This is a genomic window from Streptomyces sp. NPDC026206 (assembly GCF_040638465.1).
In the GTDB taxonomy this organism is placed as follows: Bacteria; Actinomycetota; Actinomycetes; order Streptomycetales; family Streptomycetaceae; genus Streptomyces.
The window spans coordinates 370,463-383,320 of the sequence record NZ_JBEZYL010000001.1; the positions used below are offsets into that span (position 1 = coordinate 370,463).

Annotated in this window: 12 protein-coding genes; 4 read left to right on the forward strand and 8 right to left on the reverse strand. The window is 71.0% G+C overall.

Annotation, left to right across the window (positions count from 1 at the left end; genetic code table 11):
• Window positions 1-309 precede the first annotated feature (309 nt).
• The 3 genes from AB0F13_RS01745 to AB0F13_RS01755 form a co-directional block, all read right to left on the reverse strand.
• Complete coding sequence (locus AB0F13_RS01745; protein WP_362073431.1) at window positions 310-1,020, reverse strand: methyltransferase domain-containing protein; 711 nt, start codon at window positions 1,018-1,020, stop codon at window positions 310-312.
• Between the two features lie 79 nt (window positions 1,021-1,099).
• On the reverse strand, window positions 1,100-1,786 hold the full coding sequence (locus tag AB0F13_RS01750) for a DUF402 domain-containing protein (protein WP_362073434.1): 687 nt from the start codon (window positions 1,784-1,786) through the stop codon (window positions 1,100-1,102).
• A 101-nt stretch (window positions 1,787-1,887) separates the two neighbouring features.
• A complete protein-coding gene (locus tag AB0F13_RS01755; RefSeq protein ID WP_362073437.1) occupies window positions 1,888-3,282 on the reverse strand; it encodes a class II fumarate hydratase in 1,395 nt (464 codons plus the stop codon).
• Between the two features lie 108 nt (window positions 3,283-3,390).
• Between AB0F13_RS01755 and AB0F13_RS01760 the strand changes: the two genes are divergently transcribed.
• Window positions 3,391-4,917 (forward strand): ricin-type beta-trefoil lectin domain protein, encoded by a 1,527-nt coding sequence (locus AB0F13_RS01760; RefSeq protein WP_362073440.1) that lies wholly within the window; start codon window positions 3,391-3,393, stop codon window positions 4,915-4,917.
• 160 nt (window positions 4,918-5,077) lie between these two features.
• On the opposite strand, the gene AB0F13_RS01765 is transcribed toward AB0F13_RS01760, so the two are convergent.
• Window positions 5,078-6,751 carry a fumarate hydratase gene (locus AB0F13_RS01765; protein WP_362073443.1) on the reverse strand — a complete coding sequence of 558 codons (1,674 nt, stop codon included), beginning with the start codon at window positions 6,749-6,751 and terminating at the stop codon, window positions 5,078-5,080.
• 233 nt (window positions 6,752-6,984) lie between these two features.
• On the opposite strand from AB0F13_RS01765, the gene AB0F13_RS01770 reads away from it, so the two are divergent.
• Both AB0F13_RS01770 and AB0F13_RS01775 read left to right on the forward strand, forming a co-directional pair.
• Window positions 6,985-7,635 carry a DUF1707 domain-containing protein gene (locus tag AB0F13_RS01770; RefSeq protein WP_362073446.1) on the forward strand — a complete coding sequence of 217 codons (651 nt, stop codon included), beginning with the start codon at window positions 6,985-6,987 and terminating at the stop codon, window positions 7,633-7,635.
• Window positions 7,636-7,815: 180 nt separating this feature from the next.
• Window positions 7,816-8,172 carry a WhiB family transcriptional regulator gene (locus AB0F13_RS01775; protein ID WP_045932326.1) on the forward strand — a complete coding sequence of 119 codons (357 nt, stop codon included), beginning with the start codon at window positions 7,816-7,818 and terminating at the stop codon, window positions 8,170-8,172.
• A 246-nt stretch (window positions 8,173-8,418) separates the two neighbouring features.
• Here AB0F13_RS01775 and glpX read toward each other — a convergent pair whose 3' ends face one another.
• Window positions 8,419-9,450, reverse strand: a complete 1,032-nt coding sequence (gene glpX, locus AB0F13_RS01780; protein WP_362073450.1) for a class II fructose-bisphosphatase — start codon at window positions 9,448-9,450, stop codon at window positions 8,419-8,421.
• A 258-nt stretch (window positions 9,451-9,708) separates the two neighbouring features.
• Between glpX and AB0F13_RS01785 the strand changes: the two genes are divergently transcribed.
• Complete coding sequence (locus tag AB0F13_RS01785; protein WP_362073453.1) at window positions 9,709-10,269, forward strand: DUF4245 domain-containing protein; 561 nt, start codon at window positions 9,709-9,711, stop codon at window positions 10,267-10,269.
• A 144-nt stretch (window positions 10,270-10,413) separates the two neighbouring features.
• On the opposite strand, the gene AB0F13_RS01790 is transcribed toward AB0F13_RS01785, so the two are convergent.
• The 3 genes from AB0F13_RS01790 to xseA all read right to left on the reverse strand — a co-directional run bounded on the left by AB0F13_RS01790 (window position 10,414) and on the right by xseA (window position 12,651).
• Complete coding sequence (locus AB0F13_RS01790; RefSeq protein ID WP_362073456.1) at window positions 10,414-11,004, reverse strand: malonic semialdehyde reductase; 591 nt, start codon at window positions 11,002-11,004, stop codon at window positions 10,414-10,416.
• A gap of 164 nt (window positions 11,005-11,168) precedes the next feature.
• Window positions 11,169-11,420: an exodeoxyribonuclease VII small subunit gene (locus tag AB0F13_RS01795; protein ID WP_362073459.1), complete on the reverse strand. Its 252-nt coding sequence runs from the start codon at window positions 11,418-11,420 to the stop codon at window positions 11,169-11,171.
• 10 nt (window positions 11,421-11,430) lie between these two features.
• The gene (gene xseA / locus AB0F13_RS01800) at window positions 11,431-12,651 is read right to left on the reverse strand and encodes an exodeoxyribonuclease VII large subunit (RefSeq protein WP_362073462.1); all 1,221 of its coding nucleotides are present in this window, start codon (window positions 12,649-12,651) and stop codon (window positions 11,431-11,433) included.
• Between the last annotated feature and the right edge of the window lie 207 nt (window positions 12,652-12,858).

Genomic DNA, 12,858 nt, shown 5'->3' on the forward strand with positions numbered 1-12,858 from the left:
CGGGTGCGTGCGTCGCGCCTTCCGTCGTGTCGCCGGGCCCGGCCGGCGCGTGCGTGGGTTCGCTCTCGGCCGGGCCGGCCGGTTCGGGGTGGGCGTCGCCGCGGGCCGGGGTGGGGCAGGCCTCGGCCCGGCCGCGCGGCTGCGCGTCGGGGCGGTCCGTGCCGTCCGCCTGCCGGGGCAGCCGCGCGCCGACGCCGGGCGCGTCCGCGCCCGTGCGCGGCGCGGCGGCGGTGCGCTGTCTTCCGTGGGAGTTGGGATGCTCCGTCACGCGTGGGGTTCCATCCGTCGGGGCCGTGCGCACGCGCACGGTCAGGCGCGGCGCAGGTTGAGGAAGAGCTGGATCTCGGGTGGTACGTCCGTACTCGCCGGGGCGTACGCCAGCGAGCTCTCCCCGGCGATGTCGAATCCCGCGTCACGCACGACCTGGCGCAATTCGTCCCGCAGGTAACCGGATACCCGGATCGTGCTGCCCAGGAACGGGATCGCGTAGTCGTCCACGTCGGCCTCGACCATCGAGAGCGCCAGCAGCCCCCCGGGTCTCAGAAGATCCCGCAGCATGCGCAGCGCATGCGGGATCTCGGGGCGAGGCAGCATCAGCAGGGTGAAGAACGCGGCGATGCCGTCGAACGCGCCCATGCGCCCGTCGCGCAGATCGGCGAGGTCGCCCAAGTGGAAGCTGGCCTCCGGCACATGGCCGCGGGCGAGGTCGAGCATGCCGGGGGAGATGTCGGTGCCGACGACCTCGTGGCCGGCCGCCACGAGCTGGCGGGCGGTCGGCAGGCCCGTGCCGCAGCCGACGTCGAGGACGCGGGAGCCGGCCGGCAGCGAGGCGGCCAGCCAGGCGCCGGCCGTGAGCTGGCCCTCCTTGTGCGGGAAGGCCTCGTCGTAGCGGTCGCCGATGGCGTCGAACGCCTCGGCCTGGCCGCTGCGGTCCAGGCCTAACCGGGCGTAGCCGTCGTAGTCCCGCTGGTCGTCACCGCTCACGGCTCCGCCCTTCCTGTGACTGTGACTGTCTTTCATCGTGCCGTGCTGTGCAGTATCGCGGAGGCCGATCCTACGGTTGTTCCGCGGGGGATCGGCAAGCGGTTCACGCCCCGGTTCACGCCCCGATGCGCGCCGGAGTGCGGTCCCAGTCGTCGGGGAGGGCCGGTACCGGCCAGGCCGGGTCGGGCCGCCAGCTCTCCCACCCGGCGGTGAACGGCGGGCCCCAGGACTCGATCAGCCCGACCGCCGAGCGGCCGGCCGCCCGTACCTTCTCGGCCTGGGCGGCGGACATCAGGCCCGCCCGCTGCGCCTGCGCGAACTCGTCCTCGTCCTTCCACTCCCAACTGCGGTCGGGGTAGACGGCGATGTCCAGGAAGTGGTCCTCGGAGTCGACGCCGCCCTCCCAGCGCGCGAGCGGTTCCTCGAGATTCACGTACCAGTTCCGGAAGCGCCAGTCGAGGTCCCAGAAGAGCCAGACCGACCAGGGCTCGCCGGGCCGGGCGAGCTTGAGCACGCCCGGGCCGAACCAGCGGGTGACCGCGGTGGTGCGCGGCTTGGTGTAGCGCGTGGCCAGGGGCTCGCGGTGGACGGGGGTGCCGTCGGCGAGCAGCGGCTTGACGCAGTCGGTGCCGGGAGCCATCCAGACGGCGAGCAGCTCGTCGGTGTCCTGGACGACGGTGACGGGACGACAGATGTGGAAGCTGCCGGTGGCGTTCCCGCGGTAGCGCCAGAGAATGTGATCCCCGGGTGCCCAGTGGGCGCCGCCTGCCGTCCCCGTCGTATCCGTCGTCTCCTCTGCCATGCGCAGATCTTAGGTGCCCGTGCCACGAATGCGCCGTGATGTGCGCCGCAAAGGTATGGTCCAGAGGCGCGCGCCCGGGGCTCGCGGGGGCTCGCGGGGGGTTACGGGCGCGTCATGCGCAGGACGTCCAGGGCCTCGTCGAGCTGCTCCCTCGTCAGCAGCCCACGGTCCACATAACCCGATTCGAGGACGACCTCGCGGATGGTCTTCCGTTCGGCAAGGGACTTCTTGGCCACCTTCGCGGCCTCCTCGTAGCCGATGTACCGGTTGAGTGGAGTGACGACGGAGGGGGAGGACTCGGCGTACTCGCGGGCCCGCTCGACGTTGGCGGTGATGCCGTCGACCGTGCGGTCGGCCAGCAGCCGGGAGGCGTTGGCGAGCAGCCGTACGGACTCCAGCAGGTTCTTCGCCATCACCGGGAGCATCACATTGAGCTCGAAGTTGCCGGCGGCCCCGGCCGTGGCGACGGTCGCGTCATTGCCGGTGACCTGGGCGGCGACCATCAGGACGGCCTCGCAGATGACCGGGTTGACCTTGCCCGGCATGATCGAGGAGCCCGGCTGGAGGTCGGGCAGGTTGATCTCGCCGAGGCCGGTGCGCGGGCCGGAGCCCATCCAGCGCAGATCGTTTGCGATCTTGGTGAGGCCGACGGCGACGGTGCGCAGCTGGCCGCTGGTCTCCACCAGGCCGTCGCGCGCGCCCTGCGCCTCGAAGTGGTCGCGGGCCTCGGTCAGCGGCAGCCCGGTGGTCCGGGCGATCTCGGCGATGACGGCGCCCGAGAAACCGGGCGGGGTGTTGATGCCCGTGCCCACGGCCGTACCGCCCAGGGGGAGTTCGGCGAGCCGGGGCAGCGAGGAGCGCAGCCGCTCGGTGCCGTAGCGGACCTGGGCGGCGTAACCGCCGAATTCCTGGCCGAGGGTGACGGGCGTGGCGTCCATCAGGTGCGTGCGGCCGGACTTCACGACCGTCGCGAACTCCTCGGCCTTGCGCTCCAGGGCGGCGGCGAGGTGGTCGAGCGCCGGGATGAGGTCACCGGTGACGGCGGCGGTGGCCGCGATGTGGATGGAGGAGGGGAAGACGTCGTTCGACGACTGGCTGGCGTTGACGTGGTCGTTGGGGTGGACCGGCCGGCCGAGCCGCTCGGTGGCGAGGGTCGCGATGACCTCGTTGGCGTTCATGTTCGAGGACGTGCCGGAGCCGGTCTGGAAGACGTCGATGGGGAAGTGCTCGTCCCAGCGGCCTTCGACGACCTCGTGGGCGGCGGCGCCGATGGCGGCCGCGACGTCCTCGTCGATCACGCCCAGGCCGGCGTTGACCTTCGCCGCGGCGGCCTTGATCCGGCCCAGCGCCTCGATGTGCGCGCGCTCCAGGCCCTGCCCGCTGATGGGGAAGTTCTCCACGGCGCGCTGGGTCTGGGCCCGCCACTTCGCGTGGGAGGGCACCCGCACCTCTCCCATCGAGTCGTGTTCGATCCGGTACTGCCCACTGTCGGTCATCGTCTTCTACCTCCTGACAAACACAGCGTTTGTCTCGTTCCCCCTGTTCCCAAAAGCCGCTACCGACTAGTAAATACCGCGAGTAACAACTGAACTCGTGGAGGCTTCATGACACGCAGACCCACCCTGCGCTGTTCCCTCGCCGCCCTCGCGGCCTTCGCCGCCGCACTGGGCACAGCGGCCACCACCGGCCCCGCCGCCCACGCCGCGCCCCGCGCCACGGCCGCCACCGTCACCCCCCTGTCCCCCGAGCTGGAGAGAATTCGCGCCACCGAGGCGGCCGGGCTCTACGGCGACAGCGCCCAGCGCCCGCTCCAGGAGCGCAAGACCTCGCTGGTCTCCCTGGGCGACAGCGAAATATCCGGCGAGGGCGTCGGCCGTTACGAACCGGGCACGAACGGCCCCACCAACTGGTGCCACCGCTCGCCCGACGCCGCCATCCACCGCACCACCATCCCCGCCGACGTGACGTACAACGTCGCCTGCTCCGGCGCCGCCACCGGCAACATCCGCATCGGCGGCAGCAAGCAGTACGCGGACGAGCTCGTCCAGAGCGACAACCTCGCCGTCAAGGCCCGCAACACGCGCGTCAAGATGGTGCTGCTGGTCGCCGGAGCCAACGACGACCTCCAGTTCGGCCCCGTCATGACCGACTGCGTCACCCGCTACCTGACGCTCCAGGGGCCCTGCGAGCCGAAGTACGCCCCGGGCTGGCAGTCCCGCGTCGACGCCCTGGTGCCCAAGGTCGAACAGACCGTACGGGACCTGCGCAAGGTCATGACGGACGCGGGCTACGCCGACGGCGACTACAAGCTCGTCATCATGGGCTACCCGAGCCCCATCGGCCCCGACTTCGAGGACAACCCCGCCTTCCCCGGCAAGATCCCCGGCGGCTGCGTGGGCCACACCTCGGACTCCGCCTGGGGCCGCAACACCGCCGTCCCCGCCTTCGAGCGCGGCATGGCCCGGGTGGCGCGCAGCACCGGCGCCCACTTCCTCGACAACTCCCGCCTCTTCCACGGTCACGAGGTGTGCATGGAGGACGCCTGGGCCCGGGGCCTCTACATCGACCTGACCAATCCCATCCCGCCGAACGAGAACTCCGTACGGCAGTCCTTCCACCCCAACGCCCGCGGCCACGCCGCCTTCGCGTCCTGCCTCACCCAGCTCTACGGGTCCGGCTACCGCGAGGCCGGCTGCGCCGACCCGGCGAGCACCGGGCAGCCGGTGCTGTACCAGGGCGGCTGGGACGAGGCGTACCGGCCGCTGAAGAGCGAGGCGACCGGGACGTGCGTCGACGCGTACGGGGCGGCCTCCGCCAATGGGACGCAGGTGGGGGGCTGGCCGTGCGGCGGGAGCCGCAACCAGCAGTGGTGGTACGACGCAGGGCGGAAGTCCCTGCACAGTGCGCTGACGCATGACCGGTGCGTGGACGTGCCGGGGGGCGCGTATCGCGCGGGCACGGCGGTCGCGCTGTGGAACTGCCACGGTGGCGCGAATCAGCAGTTCGTGCGGAGCGGTGCCGGCCTCCGGCCGGCGGCGGCGCAGGACCTGTGCCTGACGCTGGCGTCGGCGAAGGACCCGCTGCGCCTGCAGAAGTGCGACGGCTCGGCGGGTCAGCGCTTCGCGTCCTAGCCCCGGGGCTCCGCCCCGGACCCCGGTCCTCAAACGCCGGACGGGCTGAAATTCGCGCCGGTCCGGGCAAAAGCAAGCCCGTCCGGCGTTTGAGGACAAAGGGGGTCTGGGGCGGAGCCCCGGTTTCGGGAAGGGGCGGGGAGGGGAAAGCCCCGCAGGGCTACTGCTGCCGCACCGGAATGCTCATGAACGTCGGCGCCGGCGCCGGGTCGACGAAGAAGTCGTTGCCCTTGTCGTCCACGACGATGAACGCCGGGAAATCCTCGACCTCGATCTTCCAGACCGCCTCCATGCCGAGCTCCTCGTACTCGACGACCTCGACCTTCTTGATGCAATCCTGCGCGAGGCGGGCCGCCGGGCCACCGATCGAGCCGAGGTAGAAGCCGCCGTGCGTGTCACAGGCGTCCGTGACCTGCTTGCTGCGGTTGCCCTTGGCGAGCATGACCTTGGAGCCGCCCGCGGCCTGGAACTGCTCGACGTAGGAGTCCATGCGGCCGGCCGTCGTCGGGCCGAAGGAGCCCGAGGCGTAGCCCTCGGGGGTCTTGGCCGGGCCGGCGTAGTAGACCGGGTGGTCCTTGAGGTACTGCGGCATCTCCTCGCCCGCGTCCAGCCGCTCCTTGATCTTCGCGTGTGCGATGTCGCGGGCGACGACGAGCGGGCCGGTCAGGGAGAGTCGGGTCTTGACCGGGTACTTGGTCAGCTCGGCGAGGATGTCGTCCATGGGACGGTTGAGGTCGATCCGCACCACGCCCTCGTCGGACAGGTGCTCGTCGGTGGTCTCCGGCAGGAAGCGCGCCGGGTCCGTCTCCAGCTGCTCCAGGAAGACGCCCTCAGCGGTGATCTTCGCGACGGCCTGGCGGTCGGCCGAGCAGGACACGGCGATGGCGACGGGCAGCGACGCGCCGTGGCGCGGCAGGCGGACGACGCGGACGTCGTGGCAGAAGTACTTGCCGCCGAACTGGGCGCCGATGCCGATCTTCTGCGTCAGCTCGAAGACCTTCTCCTCCAGGTCCTTGTCCCGGAAGCCGTGCCCGAGCGGGGAGCCCTCCTCGGGCAGCTCGTCGAGGTAGTGCGCGGAGGCGTACTTGGCGGTCTTCAGGGCGAACTCCGCGCTCGTACCGCCGACGACGATCGCCAGGTGGTACGGCGGGCACGCGGCGGTGCCCAGCGAACGGATCTTCTCCTCCAGGAACTTCATCATGGAGGCCTCGTTGAGGACTGCCTTCGTCTCCTGGTAGAGGAAGGACTTGTTGGCCGAGCCGCCGCCCTTGGCCATGAAGAGGAACTTGTACGCGCCGCCGTCGGCCGCGTAGAGCTCGATCTGCGCGGGCAGGTTGGAGCCGGTGTTCTTCTCGTCCCACATGGTCAGCGGGGCCATCTGCGAGTAGCGCAGGTTCAGCTCGGTGTACGCGTCGAAGATGCCGTGCGAGAGGGCCTTCTCGTCGCCGCCCTCGGTCAGCACGTTCTGGCCGCGCTTGCCCATGACGATCGCCGTGCCGGTGTCCTGGCACATCGGCAGCACGCCGGCGGCGGCGATGTTGGCGTTCTTCAGCAGGTCCAGGGCGACGAAGCGGTCGTTGGCGGAGGCCTCGGGGTCGTCGAGGATCTTGCGCAGCTGGGCGAGGTGCGCCGGGCGCAGGTAGTGAGAGATGTCGTGCATCGCCTCGGCGGCCAGCTTCCGCAGCGCCTCGGGCTCCACCTTCAGGAAGGTGCGGCCGTCGGCCTCGAAGGTGGACACGCCCTCGGAGGTGACCAGACGGTACGGAGTGTCGTCCTCGCCCAGGGGCAGGAGGTCCGTGTAGGCGAACTCTGAGCGGGCGGACTGGGCAGACATCGCGGCGTTTCCCTCACTCTGCGGATGGTGTTGCCGGCTTCCTCGGCGGCGTCAACCAGGGTAGGCCGCCCGGCGGCCGGTGAGTTTGTGAGGTAAGGCTCAGTACGTGACGCGATGCGGCCCGCTATCGCGATCTATCGCGTTTGGCTACGCTGCTCGGTGTGGACGCTGTGGACAAGTCATCACGCGAAGAACGAGTGTCGATGGAACGAGTGTCGCTGGAACGAGTGTCGATGGAACGAGTGTCGCTGACCAAGAGCCCGGACCCGGGCGCCGGGCCCGCGCTGCGCGCCTCGGACGCCGACCGCGACCGGACCGCCGAGATCCTGCGCGAGGCGCTGGCGGAGGGGCGGCTCACCGCCGAGGAGCACGCCGAGCGGGTCGGGGCGGCCTACGAGGCCAGGACGCACGGCGAGCTGGAGCCGCTGGTGCGCGATCTGCCCACGGGACGCCCCGGGACGGCCGGTTCCGCCTCTGTGCGCCCGTACGACGCTTCCGTGCGCCCCGCCGTGAGCGAGGCCGAGAACCTGATCGCCGTCTTCGGCGGCGCGGCCCGCAAGGGCCGCTGGCGAGTGCGGCCGCGCACCAACGCGTTCGCGCTGTTCGGCGGGGTGGAGATCGACCTCACCGAAGCCGTCTTCGAGCAGCGGGAGATCGTCATCAACGCCTTCGCCGCCTTCGGAGGCGTCGACATCAAGGTCCCGGAGAACATCTCCGTGCGCTGCACGGGCACCGGCGTCTTCGGTGGCTTCGACGTCAAGACGCGCGAGGCCGGGGACCCGGAGGCGCCTGTTGTCGTGGTCACGGGCTTCGCCGTCTTCGGCGGCGTCGAGGCGCGGACGAAGCGGGGCAAGCGGCTGAAGAACCTCCGCGCGGCCAACTGACCGCAGCGCCACGGAAACCGACGGCATTCCGCTCATGGCAACGGTGTGAATAAGCTCGCGCACAGCGGGTAAAGCTTGGTGCATCGTCTCTCGTACGGCTGCGGGTGCGAATGGCCGTGCATGTCGAGGCGGGCAAAGGTGACTCAATCGGCCAAGCAAAGCCGTCGTCAGGAGTGGACCGTGCTGCTACCGCATCAGCCCCTGCAGGAAGCCGCCGTACCGTCCCAGCGGATTTCCGCTCGGGAACAGGCCGGCCCCTGGCATTCGGAGGCGGTGTGCCGCCGGGATGAAGCCGGGCTCTTCTTCGCACCATCAAAGGAACCCACGGCCGCCCGGCTTTCGCGTGAGGAGGCCGCCAAGCGCGTCTGCGCCCGTTGTCCGGTCATGGTCGAGTGCCGGGAGCACGCGCTGCTCCAGCCGGAGCCGTACGGCGTCTGGGGCGGGCTCACCGCTGCCGAGCGCCGGGTCGTGCTCGCCCGCCGCCGGCGGCGCGAGGCGGAGCTGCAACGCGCCACGCGTATCGCCGCGGCGGGCTGAGTCCGCTGCGGTTTGCCGGGCTTGTCTGTCCTGTGTCTTGTCAGGCTTGTCGATCACGATCGCTGCCACCACGATGGCTGCCACCACGATCGTTGCCACACGATCGCTACCAATGGGCCGGGCCCCGCCGTGAGACGGCGGGGCCCGGCCCATTGCTGTGTGCTGTGAGTGGTGTGCTGTGGTGCCTGATATGCCGTGCGCCGGTGCGCCGGCCGGGGTGCGTCAGCTGGGGCCGGCCGGGGTGCGTCAGCTGGGGCGCTCGAAGTCGACCGAGCTGTAGGCGCGCAGCTTCGACAGCCGGTGCTCGGAGTCGATCAGGCGGATCGTGCCCGACTTGGACCGCATGACCAGCGACTGCGTGGTGGCGGTCTCACCCCGGTAGCGCACGCCGCGCAACAGCTCGCCGTCGGTGATGCCGGTCGCCACGAAGAACACGTTCTCGCCGCTGACCAGGTCCTCGGTGTGCAGGACGCGGCCCAGTTCGTGGCCGGCGTCGAGGGCGCGCTGCCGCTCCTCGTCGTCCTTCGGCCACAGCTTGGCCTGAATGGTGCCGCCGAGGCACTTCATCGCGCAGGCCGCGATGATGCCCTCCGGCGTGCCGCCGATACCCAGCAGCAGATCCACGCCGGTGCCCTCGCGGGCAGCCATGATCGCGCCCGCCACGTCGCCGTCGGAGATGAACTTGATGCGGGCGCCCGCCTCGCGGATGTCCTTGACGAGGCCGTCGTGACGGGGGCGGTCCAGGACGACCACCGTAACGTCCTCGGGGGAGGAACGCTTCGCCTTGGCGATGCGGCGGATGTTGACGCCGACGGGAGCGTCGATGTCGACGAAGTCGGCGGCCTCGGGACCGGTGACGAGCTTGTCCATGTAGAAGACCGCGGACGGGTCGAACATGGTGCCGCGCTCGGCGACGGCCATCACGGACACGGCGTTGGCCATGCCCTTGGCGGTCAGCGTGGTGCCGTCCACGGGGTCCACGGCGACGTCACACTCCGCGCCGGTGCCGTCGCCCACGCGCTCACCGTTGTAGAGCATGGGGGCGTTGTCCTTCTCGCCCTCGCCGATGACGACGACACCGTTCATCGACACGGTGTGGATCAGCGCGCGCATGGCCCGCACGGCCGCGCCGTCCGCGCCGTTCTTGTCGCCGCGGCCCACCCAGCGGCCCGACGCCATGGCGCCCGCCTCGGTGACCCGGACGAGCTCGAGCGCCAGGTTGCGGTCGGGTGCCTCCGGGCTGACCTCGAGCTGGGACGGCAAGTGATGGTCGCTCATCGGGGGGCACCTTTCTGTACGGCAACGGCCGTGGGGCCCCTCCTTCCCCGAGTGGGCCAGGAGGGTGAGGGTGCTCATGACTTTATCGGTTCATTGCCAGAGTGAGCAGGGCGCCCCACGCATGAGCGGCGTGCAGGTCGGTGCGGAGGTGGCAGGCAGGGGCGCAGGTAGGGGCGCAGGTAGGGGTGCACGTGGGGGCGTTTCGCCTGCGTGAAGGTCGGCGTCAAGATCCATCAGGGCATGGGGGACGATGGGGGCGTGGCAGGTAGGAACGGCAAGACGCAGACGATTCGGAACATGCTGCTGTCGATGGCGGTGATCGTCCCCGTTGCGGGGCTCAGTTACCTCTTCATCCCGCACGACGAGAGCAAGGACCCGATCCGGACGGTGAACTACCGGGTGGAGCTGGACACGGCCCGGCGCGCGGCGCCGTACGCCGTGGCCGCCCCCGAGGGCCTGGGCGGCGACTGGCGGGCGACCTCGGTCTCGTACAAGGCGCACGGCAGGGAGGGCTCGGAGTGGCACCTGGGCTTCCTCGACCCGCAGACGCAGTACGTGGCCGTGGAGCAGAGCGACGGCCCGGCCCGGTCCTTCATCGACAACGTCAGCCGGCGTGCGGAGAAGACCGGGAAGGCGGAGCAGGTGGCCGGCGCCACCTGGCAGCGCTACGAGGGACCGAAGTACAACGCCCTGGTGCGTGAGGAGAGCGGCGTGACGACCGTGGTCACGGGGACCGCGTCGTACGAGCGGCTGACGGAAATGGCCGCCGCGCTCAAGGCCCGGAAGGCGGACGCCGGAAAGGCGGACACCTCGGGCTGAGCACGGCGGCCGGGGCCTGTCCGCCGGGGGGAGGGCGGACAGGCGGGTCTGCCGCCCCGGGGGGGTAGGGCAGCAGACGGTCGTGAGCGTCGTGACTGACGTGACGTGACGTTCGTGTCGTGACTGTCGTGACGGCTTGGTTGATCAGACGGTCGTGACGGCCTGGTCGTAGGACAGGCGCGGCGAGCGCGGGTAGAAGGCGTCCTCGGCCGGCTTGCCGATGTTGACGACCATCAGCGGGGTGTGGTCGCCGTCCAGGAACTCCTTCTGGACGCCCGCGAAGTCGAAGCCGGTCATCGGGCCGGCGGCCAGGCCGGCGGCGCGGATGCCGAGGATGAAGTAGCCGGCCTGCAGCGTCGCGTTCGTCGCGGCGGCCTGCTCACGAACCGGGCGCTCGCTGAAGAAGAGCTCCTTGGCCTGCGGGAAGTGCGGGAGCAGCGACGGCAGCTCCTCGTGGAACTCGTTGTCCGCAGCGAGGATCGCGACCAGCGGCGCGGTGCGCGTCTTGGCCTGGTTGCCCTCGGCCATGTGCGCGACCAGGCGCTCGCGGGCCTCCGCGGAGCGGACCAGCACGATGCGCAGCGGCGACTGGTTGAACGCGGTGGGGGCGAGCTTGATCAGCTCGTAGATCGCCTGGACCTGCTCGTCGGAGACGGGCTCGTCGGTGAAGGCGTTGGCCGTGTGGGCCTCACGGAAGAGAAGGTCCTGGGCGGCGGTGTCAAGGGCGAGAGTCATGGCACCACTGTAGGGACGAGGTGTATGAATTTTCAACTAAATTGGGGGCGTGGGAGACGTACCTCACAAGGGTGGGTGCTTTGTGAGTGTGGTGTGTGGTGTGTGTGGGGAGGGGGGCGGCCTGAGCGTGATGCCGGTGGCGCGGTGGCGCGGTGAGCCCGTCTTTACTGGCTTCCGCCGGAGTCCCGGTCTTCCGCGCCCTCTTCCTCCGCCAACGCTGCGTCCAGCCTGGCCCGGGCTCCGTCCAGCCAGCGGCGGCACACCTTCGCCAGATCCTCGCCGCGCTCCCACAGGGCCAGCGACTCCTCAAGCGTCGTACCACCGGCCTCCAGCCGGCGCACCACGTCGATCAGCTCGTCCCGCGCCTGCTCGTAGCCCGGCGCATCCGCCGCATCCGCGTCCATTGTCGTCGCCATGGCCCACAGCCTAGGCGGGCGGTGTGACAACGGCCCGCACCGCGAACTCGCCCTCCGCCACCCGTGCCCGCAGCTCCTCCTCCGCCGTGACCTCGTCCGCCGCCCGCACCACGGACCCGTCCGCGTGCTGCAGTACGGCGTAACCGCGGCGCAGCGTCGCCGCCGGGGACAGCGCGACCACGCGCGCGTGGGTGTGCGACAGCTCGGAGACGGCCCGGTCCAGCAGGTGCCCCAGCGTGCGGCGGCTGCGCGCCGTGAGGGCGGCGATCTGCTCCTCGCGCTCGTCCACCATCCGCTGCGGCCGCTCCATGCAGGGCCGTGCCCGCGCCGCCGCCAGGCCGCGCTCCTCGCGCTCCAGATGCGCGGTGACGCAGCGCAGGGCCCGGTCGCGCAGATGCCGTACGCGCGTCAGCTCCTCGCCGACGTCCGGTACGACCCGCTTCGCGGCGTCGGTGGGTGTGGAGGCGCGCAGGTCGGCGACCAGATCGAGCAGCGGGGTGTCCGGCTCGTGCCCGATCGCGGACACGACGGGTGTCCGGCAGTCGGCCACCGTGCGGATGAGTTGTTCGTCGGAGAACGGCAGCAGGTCCTCCACGCTGCCGCCGCCGCGCGCCACGATGATCACATCCACGTCGGGGTGGTCGTCGAGCTCCTTGACGGCCTCCACGACGGACGGCACCGCGTGCACGCCCTGGACGGGGACATTGCGGACCTCGAAGCGGACGGCGGGCCAGCGGTGGCGGGCGTTCTCCAGTACGTCGCGCTCGGCGGCGGAGGCGCGGCCGCAGACCAGGCCGATGAGCTGGGGCAGAAACGGCAGGGCACGCTTGCGCCCGTCGGCGAACAGGCCCTCGGCCGCCAGGGCCTTCTTCAGCTGCTCCAGGCGCGCCAGCAGCTCGCCGACGCCGACCGGCCGGATCTCGGTGGCCCGCAGCGACAGCTGGCCGCGCGGGGCGTACCACTCGGGTTTGGCGAGGACGACGACGCGGGCGCCCTCGGAGACGACGTCGGCGACGCGGTCGAAGACGGTGCGGTAGCAGGTGACCGAGAGCGAGATGTCGTGTGAGGGGTCGCGCAGGGTCAGGAAGACGACTCCGGCACCAGGGCGACGGGAGAGCTGGGTGATCTGCCCCTCGACCCAGATCGCGCCGAGCCGGTCGATCCAGCCGCCGATGAGGCGGGAGACCTGGCCGACGGGGAGGGGGGCGTCGGGGGAGGTGTTGGCGGCCATGGGGGCGAGCCTAGTGGTGGGCGCTGACACCCGTGGTGGGGCGGGGCCGGGGTGGGGTGGGCCCTTCTGGGGCTGGATTATTTACGGCCGAGCCCAACGCAGGAGTTGCCCGGAAAGCCGCCGCAAATAACCCTGACGCCCCTGCCAGGGCCCACCCCACCCCGGCCCCTCCGGCCGGTCCACCGCCGACGGGCGAGCGGTCCGGAT